A 19,313-nucleotide genomic window follows, 5' to 3' on the forward strand; every position below is an offset into this window, starting at 1 on the left:
TGCACTGACATGAAAGCTTTTTTGATACGAACTTTGTTAATTCTTGTCAGCGTGGTGCTTTTGGTTCAATTATGGATTTTTACCAGCTTGGCATGGTGGCGTACACAGCCAGTGCAATCGACCATGATGATGCGCTTGGATTATTGGGCTGAACCAAGTAAACCGATCAAACACGAATGGCGTGACTATGACCAGCTCAGTGATAATTTAAAACGTGCTGTGGTGACTGCAGAAGATGGTAAGTTTATGCAGCATCATGGCTTTGACTGGGAAGGTATTCAGACTGCATTAGAGCGCAACAAAGACGAAGGTAAAGTTGTTGCGGGTGGATCGACTATTTCGCAGCAGTTGTCTAAAAATTTATTTTTATACAACAAGCGCTCTTTTTTGCGTAAAGGGCAAGAAGTGGTAGCCACTTGGATGATGGAACGTATGTGGTCAAAGCAGCGAATTTTGGAAGTTTATTTAAATTCGGTAGAATTTGGCGATAATATTTATGGTGCTGAAGCTGCGGCACAGCATTATTTTGGAAAAAGTGCCAAAAGTTTAAGTCGTGATCAGGCAATTTTCTTGGCGGCTATTTTAACCAATCCTAAATATTTTCAGGAACACCGAAATGCAGGTGCGCTAAAAGCCCGCAAACGTATGGTACAACGCTATATGCGCTATGCGGAAATTCCTTAAACAGCTCACCATTCAAATATAAATTGTGAAAATATCTATAAAGCCTAATTTTTTAGGCTTTTTTTATGAAAATGTCACAAAATTGAAGCATACTTGTAGCAATGCCAAACATTTTATAAAAGCATAGGTGGGTATGAATACGGCAACTGGCGCGACTCCTGCGCAAACAGAATATACATATAATGATCGCTACATTAACCGCGAACTTTCTATTTTAGACTTCCATTTGCGTGTGCTTGAGCAAGCTGTAGATCCATTGCATCCATTATTGGAGCGCATGAACTTCCTGTTGATTTTTTCGCGCAACCTAGATGAATTCTTTGAAATTCGTGTAGCTGGGGTCATGGAACAATTGGATTTGGGCAATGAAAGCCGTAGTCCAGATGGTTTAACACCAAAGCAGGTGTTAGATCAAATTTCTAAAACCGCACATGCTGCCATTGAGCACCAGTACCGTATTTTAAATCAGGAAATTTTGCCAAAATTACGTGAAGAAGATATTTGTTTCTTGCGTCGTGGTGAGTTAACCCCAGCACAATCGGCTTGGGTGAAAAAATATTTCCAAGAACAAGTTGCGCCTGTACTGACTCCAATTAGCCTAGACCCAGCCCACCCATTCCCACGTTTGGTCAATAAAAGCCTGAACTTTATTGTGACGCTTGAAGGGAAAGATGCGTTTGGTCGTCAAATTGATTTAGCGGTTGTGCCTGCGCCACGTTCATTACCACGTGTTGTACGCTTGCCAGATGAACTTACAGGCGGTAAAGAGCATCACGTGATGCTTTCTGCGATCATTCATGAACATGTGTCAGACTTGTTCCCGGGCATGACAGCAACAGGTTGCTATCAGTTCCGTGTGACACGTAATGCAGATTTGGCTTTAAATGAAGATGTTGAAGACTTGGCCAAAGCTTTAAAAGGTGAATTGAACTCACGTCGTTTTGGTCGTGCGGTGCGTTTGGAAGTCACACACAACTGCCCGAAACCAATTTACGAATACTTGCTGAATGAATTCGATCTTGAAGAAGAGCAACTCTATAAGGTCGATGGCCCAGTGAATTTGGCACGTTTACTGTCTAATTTTAAACGCCCACATTTACGTTATGATTCACATACACCTGCCATTCCAAAGGTGCTAAAAAAGTCTGAAAATATTTTTTCAGCAATGCAAAAACAGGACATCCTGCTACATCATCCGTTTGAATCTTTTGCACCAGTGATTAACTTGCTGCGTGAAGCCGCACGTGACCCTCAAGTACTAGCGATCAAACAAACCTTATACCGTAGTGGAGCAGACTCAGAAATTGTGCAAGTCCTTGCAGAAGCTGCACGTAATGGTAAAGAGGTTACTGCGGTGATTGAGTTACGTGCACGTTTTGATGAAGAATCTAACATTGCCGTGGCCAATGTACTCCAAGAAGCGGGTGCTGTTGTGGTATATGGCATTGTGGGCTATAAGACTCACGCCAAAATGATTTTGGTGGTGCGCCGTGAAAACAACAAATTGGTGCGTTATGTGCATTTAGGCACAGGTAACTACCATGCAGGCAATGCGCGTATCTATACAGACTATGGCTTACTGACCACAGACAAAGAGCTGTGTGAAGATGTGCATCGTATTTTCCAAGAGCTGACAGGCATGGGCAAAATGGCAAAACTGAAAAAGTTATTGCACGCACCATTTACCCTGCATGCACAATTGGTCAATTATATTGATGAAGAAATTGCCAACGCCAAAGCGGGCAAACCTGCACAGATTATTGTGAAAGTGAATGCATTGACCGAAATGCAACTGATCAATAAGTTATACGAAGCGTCTCAGGCGGGTGTGCAGATTGATTTAATTATTCGTTCAATTTGCTGTTTGCGTCCAGGTTTACCAGGGCTTTCTGAAAATATTCGTGTGCGTTCAATTGTGGGGCGCTTCCTTGAACATACCCGTGTATATTATTTCTCAAATAATGGTAATCCACGTATTTATTGCTCAAGTGCGGACTGGATGGATCGCAACCTCTTTAACCGTGTCGAAGCATGTTTCCCGATAGAAGATCCTGCATTGAAAAAGCGTATTTATGAACAAGGTTTGCTGACCTATATGCAGGATAATCAACAGGCATGGTTATTACAAGGCGATGGTACTTGGGTGCGTGCTCAACCTGCAGAAGGTGAAACGCCTCACAATGCGCAGCGCTTACTCACTGACAGTATTGTTTAATTCAAAACTTTAAATCAAAATCTGTAAAAAGAGCGATGTTGAACATCGCTCTTTTTTGATCTGAAATTATTTTTATTGGCTCTAGTAAATTGATCTACATTTCAAATATAAGTTTAAGCAAAACAGCAAGTGGCATCATCCACGTTCATGATTTTACGATAAATGCTTTTGACGTAACCATGCACTAATTGTTCTGAGGCATTTAAATTTTCTGCCACTTGTTGTGAGGGCATACCCTGACCAGAAAGCGCTAAAATATCATGCTCAGTTTTAGACAGTGCTAGGGAATGACCCAGAGAAATGATGTGCTGTTCGCATGCTAAGATTTCATTTGCAAGGGTGCGATCAAGCGGAGAGCCGCCCCGTAAGATGGTACGAATCTGCATTTGCATTTCTGCAAAACTCTGATCACAAAAGACATAGGCAGAAATACCTAAGTGAATCGCCTGTAACAATTGTTTGGGCATATTCGAGGGTAATACGGCAACCACTAATGTGTCTTTACGAAAGTGTTTTAAGTTTTGAATAAACTCAATATCTGCTTTTGACCAATCTTGCAGATTAATAAACACAATATTGGGTAAGTGATGCTGCACCATGAGAGTTGCATGCTGTAAAGAAGTACTGCTTAACAGTAATTCTTCTGGGTAGCCAAAATTCATTAAAATATCGCTTAAGTCGTTTAACTGCTCGACGGAATGATCAATCAGTAAAACAGGCACAGGCAAAATCAGATCTCTATGAATCATTGCAAGTACTCCTGTTTTGCTCAATGAAAAAATCTTGATTCTTAATTAACGCTATTTTGCAAAATATTAGGGAGTCTGAATATCCTTGAATATAGTGATTTTTAGCAAAAAAGGTAAATATAAATAATTGTTGTTGCGTATGTTTTTCTAAATATTGTAATTATGTGAGTTGTGTAACAATAATAGGATTCCTTTTAAAGATTTGCACCTAAATATGCAAAAATCAATAAAACAGCAATTTTTTATTTTATTTATATTTTTAAATCACTTAAATCCATAAAAAGGATTGGTGTTTGATAGGTATTATAACGAAGAATAAAAAAGGAGCCGTTTAGGCTCCTTGATTACAACAGCATTTTTATATTGTAGTTTGAGTGATCTTTTGTAAAATTTGTAGCAAAACGTCAAACTCACTGTGTAACGGTGTGCTTTTACGTGTTACCAAAGCTAAAGTACGGCTTGGTGCGGCTTCAATGCTTTTGATTTGTAAATCTGGATTCGATTTAATCATGGCATTATGAATTGCAATTTCAGGTAATAGGGTAAAACCTAAATTTGCAGATACCATTTCAACCAAGGTTGGTAAAGAGCTGGCTTTTAAACGGTGATCATTTTTGCGCTCACCAATTGGGCAGGCACTTAAAGTGTGGTCACGTAAGCAATGGCCTTCTTCAAGCAACATGAGGCGTGATAAATCCAGATCATCTAAAGAATTGGCCTGAGCTGATTTTTGGTCACCCTTGTGATAAACCAAGAATAAGTCTTCTTTCGAAATTTCAGCGACTTTTAAACCACGCGTATCGAATGGTAGTGCTAACACCACCATATCTAAATTGCCATGTTCCAGTTTTTCGACAATTTTCTCGCTTTGAGCTTCGTGCAAATGTAGCTGAATTTTAGGCAGTTGTTTATGCACTTCATCTAACAACTGCGCCAAAATAAACGGAGCAATGGTTGGAATTACACCGAGGTGTAAATCACCCGTGAGGGGTTCACTCATTTCACGGCTTAAACGCATTAAGTCCTGTGCATCTGCGAGCAGAACACGGGCGCGTGCTACGACTTGTTCACCCAATGGGGTTAAACGTACATTCTGTCGATCACGTTCAACTAAAACGCCGCCAAGAAGGCGCTCTAGTTCCATGATCCCGCCCGACAAAGTCGACTGAGTTACAAAAGAACGGCGAGCCGCTTCTGTGAAATGTAACGTTTCAGACAGTGTAACGAGGTATGACAGCTGTCTTAAAGATGGTAATGCAGCCATAGTGTCCTAATGATTATGATTTAAAGTGGTGAGCAAACAGTCCACTAAGATGAGGAATAAAGTGTGGGGGAATATCATGCCCCATTCCTTTAATTAACTCAAACTTAGCGCCCGGAATCGCTTTCGCAACAGCTTTACCATGCCCTGGTGGGAGCAAACGATCCTGCGAACCATGTACCACAAGGGTAGGGTGCTGAATTTGTTTGTCCAGTTGTAGCAACGAGCCTGTACATAATATTGCTAAAAACTGTTGAAGTACACCCGCTGGATAATAACTTCGTTGATATAATTTACGTGCGGTTTGCATGGCTTCGAGTTGGTTCACGTAGCCAGGTGAGCCTATCACCTTAAATAGTTTCAAACTATGATCAACAATACCATTTTCATCCTGCGATTTTGGTCTTTCTAGCAGACTGAACAGTTGTTTAGGAAAGGGTGGTGGTAAAAAAGGCTGATTGTTGCTGGTAAATAATAAGCCTAAATTATTCACTTTATCTGAATATTTTGCTGCAAGGATTTGCGCAATCATGCCGCCCATTGAAGCACCGATGACATCAGTCTTTTCAATGCCCAAGCGCTCTAAAAGTAGCGCTGCATCTTCCGCCATGTCATATAAATTATAAGGCGCGCCTTGGTTTTGTAGCCCTAAGCTAAAACGCCCCATCATTTTATAGGTATTTAGGCGTGGGCCTTTATGGCGAATTTTTGACGACAAACCAATATCCCGGTTGTCATAGCGGATCACCCGATAACCCTGATCAATTAAAGATTTACAGAAGAAATCGGGCCAATACAACATTTGCGCACCCAGCCCCATGATCAGTAAAATTGGCGGATCTTCAGTCTTACCGCCAATTTCGACATGCAACTCAATTCCATTGCCTAAATCGACCTTGGTTTCGTGCATAAATGCCGTATAAGGCGAAGTATTAAACTGAAGTGCGCTATTCATGTTGTTGTCCTCATTCAAGGCAAAGCCGAAGCCTTGCCCTTATTATTATTTTATTCTGTTATTGGCAATAAGTCTGGCACTAATTTAGTCAAACTCAAGCGTTGTTTAGCCGCAGTTGCTCCTAAAAGTACAAAGCCACGCAGGGTGTCAGTTTGGTCATAAGCTCTAGCAATCATGCCATCATCAAACTCTTCAGTATGCCAGTTCACATCTACCCCAAGTGGTGCAGGTAAAACAGTGAGTGGTGCAGCTGGTGTTTTAACCGCAACAGGCATGGCAGGGTAGTGCACCTGTGTGGTTTCACCATTTAAGGTTTTAGCTAAGGCACGTGCCTGCTGCATAATTGGCATTACATATGGCAAAAGAATTCCATTCACTTCGGCACAGTCACCCACTGCATAGATATCAGCTTGGCTGGTTTCGAGTTGTGCATTGGTCAATACACCACGGCTGGTTTCAATGCCTGCAGTTTTGGCCAGTGCAATATTCGGTTGTAAGCCAATTGCAGACAGAACGACATCGGCAATTAAAGATTGACCGCTGGTAATCGTCACTAAATAGTCGTCATTTTTAATTTTTGAAACTTTTTCAACAGTTGTGCCAAGTACAAAGTGAATGCCTGTTTCTTCTAAATTTTGTTTAAATGCGCTGGCAACATAATCAGGTAGTAAACGCCCAAGAGGTTGGGGCGCAAGGTCAATCACCGTGACTTGATGACCTGTTTGCTGTAAGTCGTTGGCAAATTCACAGCCAATTAAGCCTGCGCCTAAAATCACGACACGTTTGTCTTGGCGTTGTTCGAGCTGTTGGCGGAATGCTGTGTAATCACTTAAGTTATTTACAACATGAATGTCATCGCTGCCATCACCTGCAATGGCTAAACGTACAGGGTTAGCGCCCACTGCTAAAATCAGTTTGGAATAAGGCTGACGGCTGCTTACACCATCTTTTTCAATTTCGAGTACATGTGCTTCTGCATCAATCGCTTTTACCCAAGTCTGCGTTGCAATGCGCATATTGAGTTGGCTTGCCATTTTCTCTGCATCGCCCAAGGCAATTTGTGCAGGTGCTTTATTGCCTGCCAAAGCATTAGACAAGGTTGGTTTCGCATAGTTGGTGGCATCGTCTGCGCAGATCATGAGTAATTCATGTTCTGTATTGAGTTTACGGAATTCGCGAGCAACAGTATAACCTGCCATGCCTGAACCAATAATAACGATAGGATGCATAGGGTGTACTCCAAATTAGGGCATAGAAATAGGCGTTAAAAAAAGACCATGCGGCATGGTCTTTTAATGGTCTTAAACTTCAATCATTTCAAAGTCCGCTTTTGAAACGCCGCAGTCTGGGCAAGTCCAGTCATCAGGAATATCTTCCCACAATGTACCTGCCACAATACCGTCTTGAGGCCAGCCTTCTGCTTCGTCATAAATCCATCCACAAACGATGCATTGATATTTTTTCATTCAATTCTCCATAAACCGATCTTTAAATTTCTAGATCAGCAAAAACTTATCTACGACCAGATACATGATATGACTTTTAGTATATCTATTTGATTAAATTTTTACGCAGTTATACGGCTAAAGTAAAGTAAATAAGCGATTTTAATGTGCTGCACAGCAGATTGAATAGCAGCTGAGGACAAAACTCGACTGAAAAAGCCTGACTTGCCTTATTTTCTACAATGAATCAGGTGGTTTTATTGTGGAAAATTCATCTTATTTGGGTTTTTGTAGTTATTTAAGACCTTGGTCGTACAGAATATTAAGCGTGATTTTGATATTTTATAATTGAATTTCTATATGTTTAAATCTTTAAAACAATATATATCTAATTAAATCAATAATTTGTTTATTTGTTGGGTGCTGTGAATACTTGTCTTGCCGATTTGATCACTAGCCTTAATTGAAAATAAACGTTAAAATTCAACCATTCTTTAGTCACATTTCTGATCTTCCATGAGCAATTTGTCTACTTTTTTGTGGTCGCATATTCGTACTGTTCCTCATTTCCCAAAACCAGGCATTGATTTTTATGATTTAACGCCGTTGTTTATGAATAATTTGGATTCATTAACAGATGCGTTAATTGCCAGTATTCCTGCAGAACAATTGGCCGAAGTTGAAAGCTTTATTGCAGTTGAAGCACGTGGTTTTGTGTTGGCAAGTTTGTTGGCACAACGTACAGGTAAAGGTTTAGTACTTGTACGTAAAGCGGGTAAATTGCCGCCTCCAGTGGTAGGTGTAGGTTATAGCTTAGAATACGGTTTAGACCGTTTAGAAATGGCTGCCGATGTAAAATCACAAAAAGTGATTATTGTAGATGACGTACTGGCGACTGGTGGTACTTTAAAAGCAGTAAAACAATTGGCAGAAAAATGTAAGCATCAAGTATTGGGTGCAAGCATTTTCCTAGATTTACCAGATTTGCATAAAGATTTAGGTTTAGAGATTTGGTCTGTGTTAGACAACAAATCTAAACCTGAGCAAGCGGTGGCGTAATAGAAATAAGCATCGCTGCATTTTTTAAGTCATACCGTACTTAAAATGACAGAAAAAAGCCTGATCACTTTATTGGATCAGGCTTTTTTATGGAATCAATGAATAAAAAAGTTATAGCAAAACTATTTGCCCAAATAAGCTTGCTCAATTTGTTGAATACAAGGGTTGATATTTTCTGGATGCAATAAACGATGATGCCCTGACTCGAAGGTAGAGGTCTGCATATAGTTTTCTAAAAATTCTTGTGCTGCGTGCATATCCAGAATTTCATCGCCCAATTCCAAATAGGCGACTTGCGGAATATCGTGTTGTAAATCTGCATCGGAAATAGCAGGGTAATCATCACGAAAGCTTGGCGCTAAACTTGGATTAGCCACCACGCAAGGGATGTGATGGAACAAGGACATTTTGAGTGCCCAGTAGCCCCCTAAACTATGCCCAACCAGAATTTCAGGTTTAATTTTTTGGATGATGTTGTGGTAAAAATCTGCCACTGTTTGATAATTCAGGTTGCGATAATCGACGTTGATGCAAAATTTTTGCTCTGCATCAATGGCATGGAATTTGGTCGATTCCCGAGAGGAATCTAACCCATGTAAAAACAAGACTTTTAAAGCACATGTATTCATTGCCAGATTCACATAGTCGATTATTTTCATAGAACAGATTTCATAGTACAGATCGTGATTTTTAACTCGGTTTGGCTGAAACTAAAAATAGCGACCAAAAACGATCTTTTTCATCTATTTTCTGATCAATATTGTAGTGCGCTCGGGCAAAGAAAGAAGTTAGCTTTTGGTCTAAGTCAACAAAAAGCTATAAAAGCAAGGGGCAATTAAAAAAATATATAGACCGAGTTAGAGAAGGCATACGAAATCGTGTCTAAATCTGCTATTCTATTGAACTTCTTTTTTTAGTAATTATTCGAGGCAGAGATGACGCAACATAACGCTCAATCGACTTCTGAACCCATTATTTCCGAAAACGATTTAATTGCGCAGCGTCATGCCAAGTTAAAGCAAATTCAAGAACAAGCGCAGGCGAAGGGTACTAGTCCTTGGCCAAATACATTCAAGCGCGAACATTATGCAGAAGACTTACAGGCCCAATTTGCAGAAATTTCTAAAGAAGAAATTGAAGCAGGTGAAAAAGTTTATGTGTCTGTAGCGGGTCGTGTGATGCTGAACCGTGGTTCATTCATCGTGATTCAGGACATGACTGGACGTATTCAGTTGTATGTGGCTCGTAAAGAACTCAGTGCTGAAACCTTAGAGACTATTAAAAGTTTAGACCTTGGCGATATTATTGCAGTCAAAGGCTATATTGGTCGTTCAGGTAAAGGTGATTTATATGTTCATATCGAACATTTTGAATTGCTTACCAAATCATTACGTCCACTTCCAGACAAATACCACGGTCTAAGCGATACTGAAGCAAAATACCGTAAGCGTTATTTAGACTTGATCGTAAATGAAGATACACGTAAGACTTTTGAAATTCGTGCCAAAGTGGTTTCGGGTATTCGTGCATTCTTAACCGAACAGCGTTTTATGGAAGTTGAAACGCCAATGATGCATGTGATTCCAGGCGGTGCATCTGCGCGTCCATTTGAAACGCATCATAATGCTTTAGATATGCCATTATTCTTGCGTATTGCACCTGAACTATATTTAAAGCGTTTAGTGGTTGGTGGCTTTGAGCGTGTGTTTGAAATTAACCGTAACTTCCGTAATGAAGGGGTGTCTACGCGTCATAACCCTGAATTTACCATGATCGAATTCTATCAAGCTTATGCTGACTATAAAGACTTGATGGCATTGACTGAGCAAATGCTCGAAAAGTTAGCTTTGGATATTTTGGGTACTACAGATGTGCCGTATGGCGAAGAAGTGTATAGCTTCAAAGGTCCATTCAAGAAAATTTCTATGTTTGATGCCATTCTTGAGCATAACCCTCAGTTTACGCCAGACAATGTCAATGACCGTGAATTCTTGGCAAAATTTGTGCAGGAAGAATTAAAAGAGCAAGTGAAACCAGGTTTTGGTTTGGGTAAACTGCAAACCATCGTGTTTGAAGAAACGGTGGAAACACAATTACGTCAGCCGACTTTCATTACTGAATATCCTGCAGAAACTTCGCCTTTGGCACGTCGTAATGATGATAATCCACACATTACCGACCGTTTTGAGTTCTTCATTGGTGGTCGTGAATTGGCAAATGGTTTTTCTGAGTTAAATGACCCGATTGACCAAGCTGAGCGTTTCCAAGCACAGGTTGCAGAAAAAGACGCTGGTGATGATGAAGCAATGCACTACGATGCAGACTTCGTTGAAGCATTGGAATACGGCTTACCACCAACAGCGGGTGAAGGGATCGGGATTGACCGTTTGGTTATGTTGTTTGCCAACGCTGCCAGTATTCGTGATGTGATTTTATTCCCGCACATGCGTCATAAAAACTAAGTCTTAGATTGTTCTTGTCCAGATAAAAAATAACCTGCTGAAAAGCAGGTTATTTTTTGATTACAACTTAATAATTAAGCGCTTGCCACCAATTTTTTAATCGTAGGGCGTTGACGTTGGCTTGCAAGCCATAAATCATGCTGCATTTGTAAATTCAGCCAAAACTCTGGTGAGGTTTCTAAAGCTTCACTTAAACGAAGGGCCATATCTGCAGAAATTCCAGTATGACCATTCAAAATACGAGATAGGTTTGCACGCGTCACTCCAAGTGCTTGAGCCACCTCAGTCACAGAAGTTTCACCAATATATTCGCGTAACATTTCACCTGGATGAGGTGCATTAAACATCATATTCATCTTTGTACTCCTGCGCTAGAAGCTTAGTGATAATCCAAATAATCTACGATGTAGACATCACCATCTTCAAATTTAAAAATTACTCGCCAATTACCATTTACTGTTAGTGACCACTGATCTTGTAGATTCCCACTCAATTTATGTAAACGCCAATTGGGTGGGGTTCGCAAATCATTCACTGTAGATGCAGCATGTAATGCTGCAAGTATTAAACGTAATTTTGTAGAATGCGCTGCTTGAATACCTGCTGTTGAACCAGTTTGGAAAAAAGCCTGAAGACCTTTATGTTTAAAACTCTTAATCAAGCCTTTGTACCCAAATGTATTGTGTATATGAACAGTATACGTTAATTTCGAGTTTAATCAACCAACCTGTTCAGGGCTGTACTGTGAGGGATTCGCAGAATTTTAAAGTGAAGAGGCTTATAATAGTGCCGTCTGAATCCGTACTTTCATATCTAAAGTTTGTTGCAAAATATGCGCTTTCATCCAAGCCACTTGTTCGCCCATGGGGTTGGTTTTCATGGCTGTGTTTAAAAAATCGAGTTTCTGCTGCGTAAATAATTGCGTTTCAATGGCTTGGTATAGTTCTGCTGTGGTCGCATTTAAAGGCATTTCCACCAAATAAAACCCTTTAGGGTAATTATAAAAAGCATAGATCAGGTTAAAGGCTTTTTGGTCGGCCTTTAAATTACCTGCACCAATTTCATAACTGCGATCTTGGTTACTGTGCGTGATACCCAATAAAAAGGAAAGCTTATCTGCATGGCAGCGTAAACCAAATTGTAGGCCAATTTGATCTGCGCTGAGTTCGTGTTGCACAAACACGTTGAGCATGGAACCATCATCATTCAGTGGTTCCTGAAAAATCAAAAGCTCAGGGCTGTGCTGATAGAAAAAACCAGCCAATTTTGCCTGTTCAAGTTTGGATTTAATGGGTTCAATATGCGGCATGGGAGAATCTTAAAACTAAAAATATGGCTTTACTTTAAGCATTTTTTTAGCGGGGTAGAAGCGTTAGATTAGATGAATAATCTATTAACTTATTGGAAAAAGTGAGGCTAAAAAGTATAAAATTGACTGTGTTAATTTATTTCATTGGCATTAAAATTTGTAGCCATAAAAGAATAAATTACTGATTAAATAAAACTTATACTGCTTATTGGTTTTCTTTTATATGAGCTTTTTGCATATAAATATAATAAAACAAGCAATAGTTAGCATAACTAAATCACTATAATCAAGATCAAATTTTATCTGTGTTATTTGGACACAAGTTTAAGTATATCCGGTGTGATCAATGTCAATAAATCAGGAACGACTTACTCATCTTAAACAGCTTGAAGCTGAGAGTATTCATATTATCCGTGAGGTTGCAGCTGAATTTGAAAATCCAGTCATGCTGTATTCGATTGGTAAAGATTCTGCGGTAATGCTGCATTTGGCTTTAAAAGCATTCTACCCTGCAAAACTCCCATTTCCACTGTTGCATGTCGATACAGGCTGGAAATTCAAAGACATGATCACTTTCCGTGACAACATGGCAAAACAGCACGGTTTTGATTTAATTGTCCATCAAAACCAAGAAGGGGTAGATGCCAACATCAACCCATTCGATCATGGCAGTTCTAAATATACCGACATTATGAAAACCCAAGGCTTAAAACAGGCATTGGATAAATATGGTTTCGATGCCGCTTTTGGTGGTGCGCGTCGTGATGAAGAAAAATCACGTGCCAAAGAGCGTGTTTATTCATTCCGTGATGCCAAACACCGTTGGGACCCTAAAAACCAGCGTCCTGAGCTATGGAATTTGTATAACGGTAAAGTCAACAAAGGCGAGAGCATTCGTGTGTTCCCATTGTCTAACTGGACTGAATTAGACATCTGGCAATACATTTACCTAGAAAGCATTCCTTTAGTCCCATTGTACTTGGCTGCAGAACGCCCTGTGGTTGAGCGTAGTGGTACTTTAATTATGGTTGATGATGAACGTATGCCTTTACTTGAAGGTGAAGTTCCACAAATGAAATCGGTACGTTTCCGTACTCTGGGCTGTTATCCGCTTACGGGTGCAGTCGAATCAGCAGCAAATACCTTGCCTGAAATTATTCAGGAAATGCTATTGGCAACCAGTTCAGAACGTCAGGGTCGTATGATTGACCACGATGAAGCTGGCTCGATGGAAAAGAAAAAACAGGAAGGCTACTTCTAATTCATCTCCCTTCAAGAAATCCTCCTTTCATAGCAGGAGGATTGAGCGAGATGAAAAACTGGTTTCTAAAGAATATGTGGAGCTTTGAGCAATGTCTCATCAATCGAATTTAATTAGCCAAGACATTTTGGCGTACTTAAAACAACACGAAAACAAAGATCTACTGCGCTTTTTAACTTGCGGTAATGTAGATGATGGTAAATCGACCTTAATTGGTCGTTTGTTGTACGACTCAAAATTGATTTATGAAGATCAATTGCAAGCGGTAACCCGTGACTCGAAAAAAGTTGGTACTACGGGCGATGCTCCTGACTTGGCCTTACTGGTCGATGGCTTGCAAGCCGAGCGTGAGCAGGGCATTACCATTGATGTCGCTTACCGTTATTTCTCAACTGAAAAACGTAAGTTTATTATTGCCGATACTCCAGGGCATGAGCAGTACACTCGCAATATGGCGACAGGTGCATCGACCTGTGATTTGGCGATTATTCTGATTGATGCGCGTTATGGTGTGCAAACCCAAACCCGTCGTCATACCTATATTTCTAGTTTATTGGGTATTCACAACATTGTGGTTGCCATTAATAAAATGGATTTAGTGGATTACTCAGAAGCACGCTTTAATGAAATTCAGGCGGAATATGCCAATTTTGTGAATCAATTGGGTGACCGTAAACCATCGAATATTATCTTTACACCTATTTCTGCCTTAAATGGCGACAACGTGGTGAACAGATCGGAACATACGCCGTGGTATGCGGGCGACACCTTAATGGGTACCTTAGAGTCGGTAGAAATTAACCGTAACACGGCACACAACGATTTCCGTTTCCCGGTGCAATATGTGAACCGTCCAAACTTAGATTTCCGTGGATTCTGCGGTACGATTGCTTTGGGTGATATTCATGTTGGTGACCGCATTGTGGCTTTACCATCGGGCAAAAGCTCAACCGTGAAAGAGATTGTGACCTTTGATGGTAACCTAGAACATGCCATTGCAGGACAGGCTGTTACCCTGACCTTAAACGATGAAATTGATATTTCACGTGGTAATGTGTTGGTGCGTGAAGATCAGGCACGTCCTGAAATTTCACGTGCTGTAAATGCCACAGTGGTGTGGATGGCCGATCAGCCTTTATCGATTGGTAAGTTGTATAACTTAAAAGTGGGTACGCAAACTGTGCCTGCGAAAGTCACTGCAATTCATTACCGCACCAATGTGAATACTTTGGAACAGGTACAGGTTGAACAACTTGAACTGAATGCAATTGCTAATGTAACGATCGAATTTGATGCACCAGTCGTATTTGACCGTTATCAAGACAGCCGTTATACAGGTTCATTTATTTTCATTGACCGTCTAAATAACGTGACCATCGGTGCAGGTATGGTTGAAGCTTGTGTAGAATGGTCTGCACACAGCGCGCCAGTCACTGCAGAAGATCGTGCTGCACGTTTAGGTCAGAAGCCTGCTGCAGTCAGCGTTTCAAGTCAGATTTTAGCGCAGGCTCAGGCCATAGAAAGCTTGTTGATTCAGCAGGGGATTGTTGCAATTGCCAAAGCAGGTTTAGATGCTACGCAAGTTGCATTGCTGCGTGAAACAGGCATTGTGGTGATTAGTGATGTAGAAAGCGGTGCCGATGCGCAGTTAAGTGCAGACAGCATTGAAGAATTGGCAGAAAAAATTATTGCACTGGTTCGTTTATAAAATCAGATTTGTTTATAAAATCGTAGCTGCAATACAGATGAACCCGCTTTCAAATGAAAGCGGGTTTTTTATGGGGTAAAAACTATAAGATTGTTGTGCTCAAGATTGCTCAAATCGCTCTGTATTAAGATGTTTGAGCATGGGGGTGAAATGCCCATAACTAATTTTTTGTGGTTGAATTTCAAAATCATATTTTTGATAAAACATCAGCGCAGTTTGTGTGCTAAACACACTAATTTGCGATACATTTTTAGCCTGTAAATGTGCAATAGCTTCAAATAACAAGGCTTGACCAATACCACGCTGTTGCACTTCAGGTGCAATCGCATGGTGTAAAATTTGCCCGCGATCACTCATCATAATAAAACCAACCACCACATGCTGTAGGACATAGACCCAGCAATTGTTGTAGTGCAACAGCATTAAAATATTTTCATAGTTTTTCGTTTCAAGCCACGCCTGAATTTTGGCTTCATTACGTTGATGATCTTGAATACAAGACCGAATACTGGCGTGTAATACCGCAACCAAATCGGAGACATCTTGAATTTGTGCAGTTCTAATCATCTAAGCTTATAGTTATAGATAAAAACAAGGCTCTATTGGACGGGAAAACATCTGCAAGAAATAGCAGAAATTTGTTGTGTTTTGCTTCATTATGATGAAGCTCAAGTCGTATTTTTGAGTAAAAGCGTAGTATTGTGTAATTCAAGCATGCCTAATTGAATTTAAGTATAAGAAGCTTATTTCTGTTTTTGTTTATGATCTTTAGCAGTATAGGTTTAGGTTTAATCCGTTGCTAAGGATGTGTTCGCACAGTACACAGAATAGACGCTAAGCGCTGAAATCGTTATGCTTTATTCAAGCGCCTGAATAAGAGCGAAGACCAAGATGGCAAAACTATTGTTGTGGATTTTGTTCTTCATTGCAGTCTATGCAGTGTGGAAAGTCTGGTTCAAAATAAAAATTAATCGTAGCTTTCAGCAAAGCTGTCAAGATATGGCCAATATCGTACAAGACCCAATTACCCACAAAGCACCTCGTGCTGTAGAAGAAGTGGTTGAAGAAGTCGCCGAATACGAACAACAATTATTTGACGATGTTGCAGCGTTATTTTTAAGCCTAAAAGTTTCTACTTCCGACCCTGATGATGCTACTACTATTCAGCAAGAATTACTCAATAAAATGCCTGCTAAAGCTCAAACGCAGATTCGTCAGTTAGATTTAGGTGAGTGGTCTATTTATTGGAGTTTTTATCAACAATCTTTGGAATATTATGTGGGTAAATATGGTGTTTTTATTACCCATGTAGACCGTTTTGGACAAGAACATAAATATAATCATACAGATGTGTAAAGCCAATTTTATTGGGTGTTTATTTTTATTGTTTTGACTTAGTGCTTAAATCAGTCTGAGTTTGAGCAGTATTACAGAAACAAGGTATCATGCATTTTTCTTTTACATAGGCTGCATCAATGTCGGTTTTAGAAATAATTGCTGTATTGATCAGTGTCTTAGGCGTGACGTTAACCATCAAACGGCATATTGCTTGTTGGGTGGTAAATTTTATTGCCTGTTTGCTGTATGCCTATTTATTCTTTGAATATCAATTGTATGGCGAAACAGTATTGCAAACTCTATTTATGGGAATGGCAATTTACGGTTTTTACCAGTGGAAAACTGCACAGCAAGACACTCAAGCTATCGTGATTCAGACCTTATCACAAAATAAAATGCTGCAGCAGCTTGTACTTAGTATGGGTTTGGGGCTTATTTTTGGTCTAAGTTTAATGCAGTGGACGCAGGCATCTGTACCGTTATTAGATGCACAACTTGCAGCTTTGAGTCTGTTGGCAACCTATTGGACCAGTCGTAAATATTTGGCCACATGGCTGCTTTGGATTGTGGTCGATCTACTCTACGTAGGCATGTTTATTTATAAAGCTTTATTTTTAACCGCAGCACTTTATGTTGGATTTGTGGTATTGGCTTATTTAGGATGGCGTGAATGGAGCAAAATACGTCAGCAACAACATGTGCAAGCTTTGCCTTAAAGGATAAGCATGAGTAACCTGATCCATTTTAAACAGGCACAGCTTGCTCAGTTTGATCATCTTGCACAAAATATTCTGTCTAATCCTGAACGTTATTTACAGTTCGATTCAATTGCAGATTTTTATCAGGCCCAATGGTTGGATGATTTTCCCCAAGGCACCACTTGGTATGCCACAGGATTGGATGATGGGGCAGAGCATTTTTATGCCAAAATTGAATTTTGTGGGCATTATCTCACTCTGTATAGCCATGATATTTATGCAGCTGAATTTGGCATCCTACACACAGATTTGAACAATTAGAGTCAATGACAGCAGGTGGAAAAAATACTTTAATAGCCTGAAAATAAAGTTGTATTTAGGATATAAAACAACTTATACCCGTTGAGCATCAGCCAAATTATATTGCACGATGATGCTAGACCTATTCCATCAATAAACAAAATAAAAGGAACTCAAATGGCTCATCAATTTACTGTTAATGCCACCATTCATGGCGTTTCAATTGACGAATTTAAGCGTTTAGTGGCAGATATTGCGTTACATGAAGCGGTGTGTAAACGTATACCAGGTGAAAATTTAGAAATTTTAGAATCAAAAAAGAATGGTGATATTTACACCCTGCGTCGTGCTTATAACTTGGATGTGAATATTCCAGATATGGCAAAAAAACTATTAAAAGATGCATTTCGTTTAAAACGTAATGATGTGACCAACTTATCAGCACTTACTTCTACAGTTGAGTTGGGCGCTAACTTACCTTTGGAAGCCAAAGGCGAGCGTACCGTTACAGGTAATCAAGAAAAAATTGAAATTCAGTTGGACTGGACCATTAAAGTTAAAGTTCCATTGATTGGTGGTATGTTAGAAAAACATGCAGAAGGTGAAATCCGTCGTTTCAGTGAGCTAGAAATTAGCATTGTAGAAGATGAGCTTAAGAAAAATTTAGCCGCTTAAACTGTTTATTTAAAACACGAATGCTTAATTTGTATTTAGCGCTGCCTATTGGGTGGCGCTTTGTTTTTTTGTAGCTGGGATGGCTGCACTTGGTCATTTGCAGCACTGGTTTTTAAGTCAATTGTAGATGCGAAGCATAATATATTAATTATTTAAATATATTATATTTATTATGCTACTATTTTAATCACATCTAAATTGACTCTGAGATCAACCATGAAATTGATTAAGCTGTTGTGTCTGTCTTTATTCCTGAGCTTTGCAAGTCTATCGCCTGCTATGGCAGAGAATAACAAAGATCCGCTATTTGTATTGCTCACCAGTAATGATGCACACCGTACCAAAATGGCAATTGGCATGAGCAATAACCAGTTTGGCAAAGGTCATCCACTGACCATTTACTTGGTTGATCAGGGTGTGATGTTGGCATCTAACCGTTTTGAACATAAATATGCTGAGCATCAAAAAATGCTAAAAAGCATTATGGCCAAAGGTGGTGAGGTCTATATTTGCAAAATGTGTATGGATCAGTATGGTGTTGCCGAGGGTGATTTAATCAAAGGTTTAAAATATTCAAATCCAGATGTGATGGGTGAAGCGATTTTCCGCCCAGGCACACAGACCCTGAGTTGGTAATATTGCTGCTTTAAAGTGCAAAAGCCTTGTTGAAAAACAAGGCTTTTTTTATTGAAGGAAGTTTTAACGCATGGCGTATTTTTTTAAACGATAATCCAGTGCGGCACGTGAAATTCCCAATAAGCGGGCAGCTTCAGATACATTCTGTTTGGCTTTTTGCATGGCGGTCATAATCAGTTGTTGCTCATGCTGTTCTAAGTCAAAACCTTCGGTGACCAATCTGTCTAAATCTGTGCTGCCGTGCACATCTTCAGCATCGTGTTCATGCTTTTGTGGGAATAACGCATTCAGTTTAATCATTTGTTGATCTTCGGTGAGTAATACTGCACGCTCCAACAAGTTTTCCAGTTCACGAATGTTGCCTGGCAAAGCATAACTTTGCATAAAGGCGGTGGCTTTTTCACTTACTCCCTGAATTTGTTTGTCGTACATTTTTTCAAAGCGTTTTAAAAAGTGCTCAACTAAAAGGGGGATATCTTCAGAATCACAAGCGGGTTTACCGCATTTACTGTGAGTTGGCACTGAATCTGCGTATTAAACCGAGAAGAAGACTAAAAC

General features: G+C 39.9%; 21 protein-coding genes and 1 pseudogene. 11 read left to right on the forward strand and 11 right to left on the reverse strand.

Annotated elements, in window-relative coordinates; translation table 11 throughout:
• Positions 1–9 precede the first annotated feature (9 nt).
• Positions 10–684: a monofunctional biosynthetic peptidoglycan transglycosylase gene (gene mtgA / locus HHA43_RS07735; protein WP_168418707.1), complete on the forward strand. Its 675-nt coding sequence runs from the start codon at positions 10–12 to the stop codon at positions 682–684.
• 133 nt (positions 685–817) lie between these two features.
• The gene (gene ppk1, locus HHA43_RS07740) at positions 818–2,899 is read left to right on the forward strand and encodes a polyphosphate kinase 1 (protein ID WP_168461790.1); all 2,082 of its coding nucleotides are present in this window, start codon (positions 818–820) and stop codon (positions 2,897–2,899) included.
• Between the two features lie 113 nt (positions 2,900–3,012).
• On the opposite strand, the gene HHA43_RS07745 is transcribed toward ppk1, so the two are convergent.
• The 5 genes from HHA43_RS07745 to rubA all read right to left on the reverse strand — a co-directional run bounded on the left by HHA43_RS07745 (position 3,013) and on the right by rubA (position 7,330).
• A complete protein-coding gene (locus HHA43_RS07745; RefSeq protein WP_168524989.1) occupies positions 3,013–3,648 on the reverse strand; it encodes a LuxR C-terminal-related transcriptional regulator in 636 nt (211 codons plus the stop codon).
• A gap of 358 nt (positions 3,649–4,006) precedes the next feature.
• A complete protein-coding gene (gene oxyR, locus HHA43_RS07750) occupies positions 4,007–4,912 on the reverse strand; it encodes a LysR family transcriptional regulator OxyR (protein WP_168524988.1) in 906 nt (301 codons plus the stop codon).
• 13 nt (positions 4,913–4,925) lie between these two features.
• Positions 4,926–5,864: an esterase EstB gene (gene estB, locus HHA43_RS07755; protein WP_216075476.1), complete on the reverse strand. Its 939-nt coding sequence runs from the start codon at positions 5,862–5,864 to the stop codon at positions 4,926–4,928.
• 50 nt (positions 5,865–5,914) lie between these two features.
• Positions 5,915–7,093, reverse strand: a complete 1,179-nt coding sequence (locus tag HHA43_RS07760) for an FAD-dependent oxidoreductase (RefSeq protein ID WP_168419321.1) — start codon at positions 7,091–7,093, stop codon at positions 5,915–5,917.
• Positions 7,094–7,165: 72 nt separating this feature from the next.
• The gene (gene rubA / locus HHA43_RS07765; protein WP_004972007.1) at positions 7,166–7,330 is read right to left on the reverse strand and encodes a rubredoxin RubA; all 165 of its coding nucleotides are present in this window, start codon (positions 7,328–7,330) and stop codon (positions 7,166–7,168) included.
• A 495-nt stretch (positions 7,331–7,825) separates the two neighbouring features.
• On the opposite strand from rubA, the gene HHA43_RS07770 reads away from it, so the two are divergent.
• Positions 7,826–8,368, forward strand: a complete 543-nt coding sequence (locus HHA43_RS07770) for an adenine phosphoribosyltransferase (RefSeq protein ID WP_168419322.1) — start codon at positions 7,826–7,828, stop codon at positions 8,366–8,368.
• Positions 8,369–8,490: 122 nt separating this feature from the next.
• On the opposite strand, the gene HHA43_RS07775 is transcribed toward HHA43_RS07770, so the two are convergent.
• Positions 8,491–8,997: a YqiA/YcfP family alpha/beta fold hydrolase gene (locus HHA43_RS07775; RefSeq protein ID WP_168419329.1), complete on the reverse strand. Its 507-nt coding sequence runs from the start codon at positions 8,995–8,997 to the stop codon at positions 8,491–8,493.
• Positions 8,998–9,303: 306 nt separating this feature from the next.
• Between HHA43_RS07775 and lysS the strand changes: the two genes are divergently transcribed.
• Positions 9,304–10,830: a lysine--tRNA ligase gene (gene lysS / locus HHA43_RS07780; protein WP_168461791.1), complete on the forward strand. Its 1,527-nt coding sequence runs from the start codon at positions 9,304–9,306 to the stop codon at positions 10,828–10,830.
• 74 nt (positions 10,831–10,904) lie between these two features.
• Here the strand turns inward: lysS and HHA43_RS07785 are convergent, their stop codons facing one another.
• The 3 genes from HHA43_RS07785 to HHA43_RS07795 all read right to left on the reverse strand — a co-directional run bounded on the left by HHA43_RS07785 (position 10,905) and on the right by HHA43_RS07795 (position 12,139).
• Positions 10,905–11,186 (reverse strand): HigA family addiction module antitoxin, encoded by a 282-nt coding sequence (locus HHA43_RS07785; protein ID WP_136144789.1) that lies wholly within the window; start codon positions 11,184–11,186, stop codon positions 10,905–10,907.
• Between the two features lie 23 nt (positions 11,187–11,209).
• Positions 11,210–11,491: a type II toxin-antitoxin system RelE/ParE family toxin gene (locus HHA43_RS07790; protein ID WP_168419323.1), complete on the reverse strand. Its 282-nt coding sequence runs from the start codon at positions 11,489–11,491 to the stop codon at positions 11,210–11,212.
• A gap of 117 nt (positions 11,492–11,608) precedes the next feature.
• A complete protein-coding gene (locus tag HHA43_RS07795) occupies positions 11,609–12,139 on the reverse strand; it encodes a hypothetical protein (protein WP_168542288.1) in 531 nt (176 codons plus the stop codon).
• A 352-nt stretch (positions 12,140–12,491) separates the two neighbouring features.
• Here HHA43_RS07795 and cysD point away from each other — a divergent pair, with 352 nt between their 5' ends.
• Positions 12,492–13,400: a sulfate adenylyltransferase subunit CysD gene (cysD, locus tag HHA43_RS07800; protein WP_171458961.1), complete on the forward strand. Its 909-nt coding sequence runs from the start codon at positions 12,492–12,494 to the stop codon at positions 13,398–13,400.
• Positions 13,401–13,491: 91 nt separating this feature from the next.
• Positions 13,492–15,108: a sulfate adenylyltransferase subunit CysN gene (gene cysN, locus HHA43_RS07805; RefSeq protein ID WP_168542290.1), complete on the forward strand. Its 1,617-nt coding sequence runs from the start codon at positions 13,492–13,494 to the stop codon at positions 15,106–15,108.
• A 99-nt stretch (positions 15,109–15,207) separates the two neighbouring features.
• Here cysN and HHA43_RS07810 read toward each other — a convergent pair whose 3' ends face one another.
• The gene (locus tag HHA43_RS07810) at positions 15,208–15,675 is read right to left on the reverse strand and encodes a GNAT family N-acetyltransferase (RefSeq protein ID WP_168542292.1); all 468 of its coding nucleotides are present in this window, start codon (positions 15,673–15,675) and stop codon (positions 15,208–15,210) included.
• A gap of 324 nt (positions 15,676–15,999) precedes the next feature.
• Here HHA43_RS07810 and HHA43_RS07815 point away from each other — a divergent pair, with 324 nt between their 5' ends.
• The 5 genes from HHA43_RS07815 (at position 16,000) to HHA43_RS07835 (ending at position 18,755) form a co-directional block, all read left to right on the forward strand.
• Positions 16,000–16,464: a hypothetical protein gene (locus tag HHA43_RS07815; protein ID WP_168524982.1), complete on the forward strand. Its 465-nt coding sequence runs from the start codon at positions 16,000–16,002 to the stop codon at positions 16,462–16,464.
• A 119-nt stretch (positions 16,465–16,583) separates the two neighbouring features.
• Positions 16,584–17,162, forward strand: coding sequence for a nicotinamide riboside transporter PnuC (gene pnuC, locus HHA43_RS07820; protein ID WP_168542294.1), 579 nt, complete (start codon positions 16,584–16,586; stop codon positions 17,160–17,162).
• A gap of 9 nt (positions 17,163–17,171) precedes the next feature.
• Complete coding sequence (locus tag HHA43_RS07825) at positions 17,172–17,465, forward strand: hypothetical protein (protein ID WP_104488712.1); 294 nt, start codon at positions 17,172–17,174, stop codon at positions 17,463–17,465.
• Positions 17,466–17,621: 156 nt separating this feature from the next.
• Positions 17,622–18,119 carry a DUF2505 domain-containing protein gene (locus tag HHA43_RS07830; protein ID WP_104488713.1) on the forward strand — a complete coding sequence of 166 codons (498 nt, stop codon included), beginning with the start codon at positions 17,622–17,624 and terminating at the stop codon, positions 18,117–18,119.
• A 216-nt stretch (positions 18,120–18,335) separates the two neighbouring features.
• The gene (locus tag HHA43_RS07835; protein ID WP_104505546.1) at positions 18,336–18,755 is read left to right on the forward strand and encodes a DsrE family protein; all 420 of its coding nucleotides are present in this window, start codon (positions 18,336–18,338) and stop codon (positions 18,753–18,755) included.
• 63 nt (positions 18,756–18,818) lie between these two features.
• On the opposite strand, the pseudogene HHA43_RS07840 reads toward HHA43_RS07835, so the two are convergent.
• Positions 18,819–19,235, reverse strand: a pseudogene (locus HHA43_RS07840) (helix-turn-helix domain-containing protein); the annotation flags it as partial.
• Positions 19,236–19,313 lie beyond the last annotated feature (78 nt).

It is taken from the genome of Acinetobacter sp. A2, assembly GCF_012371325.1.
Classification (GTDB): Bacteria; Pseudomonadota; Gammaproteobacteria; order Pseudomonadales; family Moraxellaceae; genus Acinetobacter.

Bases quoted from the DNA above. Each gene is read 5' to 3' on its own strand.
- HHA43_RS07775 (WP_168419329.1), bottom strand. From the start codon at position 8,997: ATGAATACATGTGCTTTAAAAGTCTTGTTTTTACATGGGTTAGATTCC.
- HHA43_RS07795 (WP_168542288.1), bottom strand. From the start codon at position 12,139: ATGCCGCATATTGAACCCATTAAATCCAAACTTGAACAGGCAAAATTG.
- pnuC (WP_168542294.1), top strand. From the start codon at position 16,584: ATGTCGGTTTTAGAAATAATTGCTGTATTGATCAGTGTCTTAGGCGTG.
- HHA43_RS07825 (WP_104488712.1), top strand. From the start codon at position 17,172: ATGAGTAACCTGATCCATTTTAAACAGGCACAGCTTGCTCAGTTTGAT.
- mtgA (WP_168418707.1), top strand. From the start codon at position 10: ATGAAAGCTTTTTTGATACGAACTTTGTTAATTCTTGTCAGCGTGGTG.
- HHA43_RS07785 (WP_136144789.1), bottom strand. From the start codon at position 11,186: ATGAATATGATGTTTAATGCACCTCATCCAGGTGAAATGTTACGCGAA.
- HHA43_RS07745 (WP_168524989.1), bottom strand. From the start codon at position 3,648: ATGATTCATAGAGATCTGATTTTGCCTGTGCCTGTTTTACTGATTGAT.
- HHA43_RS07770 (WP_168419322.1), top strand. From the start codon at position 7,826: ATGAGCAATTTGTCTACTTTTTTGTGGTCGCATATTCGTACTGTTCCT.
- HHA43_RS07830 (WP_104488713.1), top strand. From the start codon at position 17,622: ATGGCTCATCAATTTACTGTTAATGCCACCATTCATGGCGTTTCAATT.
- rubA (WP_004972007.1), bottom strand. From the start codon at position 7,330: ATGAAAAAATATCAATGCATCGTTTGTGGATGGATTTATGACGAAGCA.
- cysN (WP_168542290.1), top strand. From the start codon at position 13,492: ATGTCTCATCAATCGAATTTAATTAGCCAAGACATTTTGGCGTACTTA.
- lysS (WP_168461791.1), top strand. From the start codon at position 9,304: ATGACGCAACATAACGCTCAATCGACTTCTGAACCCATTATTTCCGAA.
- oxyR (WP_168524988.1), bottom strand. From the start codon at position 4,912: ATGGCTGCATTACCATCTTTAAGACAGCTGTCATACCTCGTTACACTG.
- HHA43_RS07835 (WP_104505546.1), top strand. From the start codon at position 18,336: ATGAAATTGATTAAGCTGTTGTGTCTGTCTTTATTCCTGAGCTTTGCA.
- HHA43_RS07810 (WP_168542292.1), bottom strand. From the start codon at position 15,675: ATGATTAGAACTGCACAAATTCAAGATGTCTCCGATTTGGTTGCGGTA.
- estB (WP_216075476.1), bottom strand. From the start codon at position 5,864: ATGAATAGCGCACTTCAGTTTAATACTTCGCCTTATACGGCATTTATG.
- HHA43_RS07815 (WP_168524982.1), top strand. From the start codon at position 16,000: ATGGCAAAACTATTGTTGTGGATTTTGTTCTTCATTGCAGTCTATGCA.
- ppk1 (WP_168461790.1), top strand. From the start codon at position 818: ATGAATACGGCAACTGGCGCGACTCCTGCGCAAACAGAATATACATAT.
- HHA43_RS07760 (WP_168419321.1), bottom strand. From the start codon at position 7,093: ATGCATCCTATCGTTATTATTGGTTCAGGCATGGCAGGTTATACTGTT.